Raw genomic sequence first — 4,054 nt, forward strand, 5'->3', positions numbered from 1 at the left:
CCCGTTGCATTACTGCGCCCCGGGGCCCCGCCCCCCGGGGGTAATGTGCGGGGGCGGCGGGGGGGGGGCCCCCGGGGCCCCCCCCCCCCCCGACCAGCCCGCCCGCGACCAGCGGGGCGACCTGCCGGGTCACCGTGGAGGAGTCGACGCCGAGCGACTCGGCCAGCGCCTTGACGTTGGCGGGCCCGTGCCGCTCCAGGCGGTCGAGCAGCAGGTAGGCGGCCCGGTCCAGCGCGCCGAGACCGCCGCCGGTGGTCCGGACCTGGTCCATCCGGCGGGCGAACACCGCCAGCTGGTACTGGAGTCGGGCGTGCACGGGGTCGGTGCGGTCGGTGGCCTGGGGCGAGGTCGTCGTCATCGCGGCTCACGATCGTCGTGCGGTGAGGGAGGCTCAGAAGCAGCAGCGTACGCGGGCGGAGCGGGCCCGGGAACAGCCCCGACGTCCCGGATTGCCGGTGTCGACCACCGTAGGCTGGCGTTATGCACAACTGGCCGGTCACCCTCGACGACGTCCGCGGCGCCCAGAAGATGCTCGCCGGAATCGCCCGGGTGACGCCGATGGAGGGCAGCCGGTACCTGTCCGGGCTGATCGGCGCGCCGGTCCACCTGAAGTGCGAGAACCTCCAGCGCACCGGTTCGTTCAAGCTGCGCGGCGCGTACGTGCGGATCGCCGGGCTCTCGCCGGTGCAGCGGGCCGGCGGGGTGGTGGCGGCGAGCGCGGGCAACCACGCGCAGGGGGTGGCGCTGGCGGCCGCGCTGCTGGGGGTGCACTCGACCGTGTTCATGCCGGTCGCGGCGCCGCTGCCCAAGGTCGCGGCGACCCGGGAGTACGGCGCGCAGGTGCGGCTGCACGGCGCCACGGTGGACGAGGCGTTGCAGGCCGCGCAGCGGTACTCGGAGGCGACCGGCGCGGTGTTCATCCACCCCTTCGACCACTGGGACGTGGTCACCGGCCAGGCCACCGTCGGACTGGAGATCCTGGAGCAGTGCCCCGAGGTGCGGACCATCCTGGTCGGGGTGGGCGGCGGCGGCCTGCTGGCCGGGATCGCGGCGGCGGTCAAGCCGCTGCGGCCGGACGTCCGGGTGGTGGGGGTGCAGGCGGCGGGCGCGGCCGCGTACCCGCCCTCGCTGGCGGCCGGGCGGCCGGTGTCACTGGAGCACTACGCCACGATGGCCGACGGGATCATGGTCGGCCGGCCCGGGGACATCCCGTTCGAGGTGATCAACTCGCTGGCGGACGGCGTCCGGACGGTCTCCGAGGACGCGCTGTCGCGGGCCCTGCTGCTCGGCCTGGAGCGGCTGAAACTGGTGGTCGAACCGGCCGGGGCGGCCCCGATCGCGGCGCTGCTGGAGCAGCCGGACTCCTTCGAGGGGCCGGTGGTGGCCGTGCTGTCCGGCGGCAACATCGACCCGCAGCTGATGCAGCGGGTGCTGCGGCACGGGCTGGCGGCGGCCGGCCGGTACCTGTCGCTGCGGGTGCGGCTGGCGGACAAGCCGGGCTCGCTGGCCGACCTGCTGGGGGTGCTGACCAGGCTGGACGCCAACGTGCTGGACGTCGCGCACGTGCGGATCGACCCGCGGCTGGGGCTGACCGAGGTCGAGGTGGACCTGCACCTGGAGACCAAGGGGCCGGAGCACTGCGCGGCCGTGGTCGGCGAGCTGCGGGACGCGGGGTACGTCGTTTCCAGCTGAGTTCGGAAGGCGCCTCAGGCGCTTGGGGGGGGCCGGGTGTCTCGGGCGCCGGACGGTGCGGGGCGGGCCTCGGTGGATCTCGGCGGATCTCGGTGGATGTCAGTGGATGTCAGTAGTCCCTGTCACGATGGCGGAGCCCTGTGCCTTGACGCGATATATCGCGTGCTGCCAGACTCGCGATACATCGCGTTCTGTGTCCTGGTAGGCGAAAACCGAGTCGCCCGCATGCCCGAAAAAGGGGCAGAGTGTGACAGATCGCCCATATTCGTCCGAGGAGATGAGGCAGGCCATGGCGCCAGCCATCCAAGCCGAGAACCTGGTCAAGACCTTCGGCGACGTACGAGCCCTGGACGGCGTCAGCCTCGACGTCCCCGAGGGCACGGTGCTCGGGCTGCTCGGCCCGAACGGTGCCGGCAAGACCACCACCGTGCGGGTCCTCACCACCCTGCTGCGCCCCGACTCGGGCCGTGCGGTGGTCGCCGGCGTCGACGTGCTCAAGCACCCGAACAAGGTCCGCAGCCTGATCGGCCTGTCCGGCCAGTACGCGGCGGTCGACGAGTACCTCACCGGCTTCGAGAACCTCCAGATGGTCGGCGAGCTCTACCAGATGAGCGCCCGTCAGGCGAAGGTGAGGGCGCTGGAGCTACTGGAGTGGTTCAACCTCACCGAGGCCAAGGACCGCACCGCCAAGACCTACTCCGGCGGCATGCGCCGCCGCCTCGACCTCGCCGCCGCGCTGGTCGTCCGGCCGCCGGTGATGTTCCTCGACGAGCCGACCACCGGCCTCGACCCGCGCAACCGGCTCGCGCTCTGGGAGGTCATCGAGACCCTGGTCGAGCAGGGCACCACGCTGCTGCTCACCACCCAGTACCTGGAGGAGGCCGACCGGCTGGCGCACGACATCGCCGTCGTCGACCACGGCCGGGTGATCGCCCGCGGCACCGCCGACCAGCTCAAGGCCCAGATCGGCGGCGAGCGGATAGAGGTCGTGGTGCACGAGCCTGGCCTGGTCGCCGACGCGGTCGCGGCGCTGTCCGGGTACGCGCTGGGCGAGCCGGCGGTGGAGAAGAACACCCGCCGGATCACCGTGCCGGTCAGCGGCGGCGCCCGGGTGCTCGCCGACGTCATCCGCGAACTCGACGCCCGCGGCATCGAGATCGACGACATCGGCCTGCGCCGCCCGACCCTGGACGACGTGTTCCTCACCCTCACCGGCCACGTTGCCGAGACGGTGGAGGAGGAGAACGGCTCCGGCGGCCGCGGCCGGGGCGGCCGGAGCAAGGGCGGGCCGCCCGCCGAGGGGCCGCCCGCCGAGGGGCCGTCCGCCGAGGGGCCGGACGGCTCCGACGGCCAGGGACCGGACAAGCAGGCCGTCGCGGCCGGAACGGAGCGCTGAGATGAGCACCGCCACCGAGCACGCCATCGGCGAGGCGATGCCCAGGCAGCGCCGCGGCATCGCCGCCACCCTGCACGACTCCTGGGTGGTCGCCAAGCGCAACCTGCGCCGGATGACCAGGATCCCCGAGATCGTGGTCTTCGGGCTGATGCAGCCGGTCATGTTCGTGCTGCTGTTCTCGTACGTGATGGGCGGGGCGATCAAGATCCCCGGGGCGAGCTCCAGCTCCGACTCGTACATCCAGTTCCTGATGGCCGGCATCTTCGCCCAGACCGTCACCTTCGCCGTCGCCGGCGCCTCCGCCGGGATCGCGGAGGACATGACCAAGGGCCTGGTGGACCGCTTCCGCTCGCTGCCGATGGCCCGCTCGGCGGTGCTGGTCGGCCGCACCCTCGCCGACCTGTGCCAGACCGCGTTCACCGTGATCGTGCTGGCCCTGGTCGCGCTGCTGGTCGGCTGGCGGATCCACGACGGCGTGCTCAACGCGCTCGGCGCCTTCGGCCTGCTGCTCCTGCTCGGCTACGCGTTCTCCTGGATCGGCGCGCTGATCGGCCTCTCGGTGCGCAGCCCCGAGGCGGCCACCTCGGCCGGCCTGATCTGGCTGTTCCCGCTGACCTTCGTCTCCAACGCCTTCGTGCCGGTCAGCTCGATGCCGGGCTGGCTGCAGACGGTCGCGTACTGGAACCCGTTCAGCGCCACCGTGCAGGCCTGCCGAGACCTGTTCGGCAACCAGGTCGGCCCGGTGGACGCCACCTGGCCGATGCAGCACGCCGCGCTGGTGTCGGTGCTGTGGTCGGTGCTGATCACCGCGGTGTTCTCCTGGCTGTCGGTGCGCAAGTACCGCTCGGCCGTGGGCTGAACCGCGCCAAGTACGCCGCGAGGGCGGCCGCCGGTTCCCCGGGCAGCGCGGGCGCCCGCGGCGGGCGGGGAGGTCTGGTGACGCCCGGGCACGGGGGGTGAGGCCAC

At 72.9% G+C, this 4,054-nt stretch carries 4 protein-coding genes; 3 read left to right on the forward strand and 1 reads right to left on the reverse strand.

All coding sequences use genetic code 11. The features are described 5' to 3' along the window. On the reverse strand, positions 1 to 358 hold a 358-nt coding region (locus tag ACFV6D_RS08890; protein ID WP_380558972.1), incomplete at its 3' end, for a MarR family transcriptional regulator. A gap of 122 nt (positions 359 to 480) precedes the next feature. Here ACFV6D_RS08890 and ilvA point away from each other — a divergent pair. The 3 genes from ilvA (at position 481) to ACFV6D_RS08905 (ending at position 3,947) form a co-directional block, all read left to right on the forward strand. Next, on the forward strand, positions 481 to 1,692 hold the full coding sequence (gene ilvA, locus ACFV6D_RS08895; protein ID WP_063348014.1) for a threonine ammonia-lyase: 1,212 nt from the start codon (positions 481 to 483) through the stop codon (positions 1,690 to 1,692). 289 nt (positions 1,693 to 1,981) lie between these two features. Further along, positions 1,982 to 3,088 carry an ATP-binding cassette domain-containing protein gene (locus ACFV6D_RS08900; RefSeq protein ID WP_380423845.1) on the forward strand — a complete coding sequence of 369 codons (1,107 nt, stop codon included), beginning with the start codon at positions 1,982 to 1,984 and terminating at the stop codon, positions 3,086 to 3,088. A gap of 1 nt (position 3,089) precedes the next feature. Next, a complete protein-coding gene (locus ACFV6D_RS08905) occupies positions 3,090 to 3,947 on the forward strand; it encodes an ABC transporter permease (RefSeq protein ID WP_063348013.1) in 858 nt (285 codons plus the stop codon). Positions 3,948 to 4,054: the final 107 nt, after the last annotated feature.

The sequence above is a fragment of the Kitasatospora sp. NPDC059812 genome (assembly GCF_042732075.1).
GTDB lineage: Bacteria > Actinomycetota > Actinomycetes > Streptomycetales > Streptomycetaceae > Kitasatospora.

Coding starts and splice junctions, on each gene's coding strand:
- ilvA (WP_063348014.1), top strand. CDS start 481: ATGCACAACTGGCCGGTCACCCTCGACGACGTCCGCGGCGCCCAGAAG.
- ACFV6D_RS08900 (WP_380423845.1), top strand. CDS start 1,982: ATGGCGCCAGCCATCCAAGCCGAGAACCTGGTCAAGACCTTCGGCGAC.
- ACFV6D_RS08905 (WP_063348013.1), top strand. CDS start 3,090: ATGAGCACCGCCACCGAGCACGCCATCGGCGAGGCGATGCCCAGGCAG.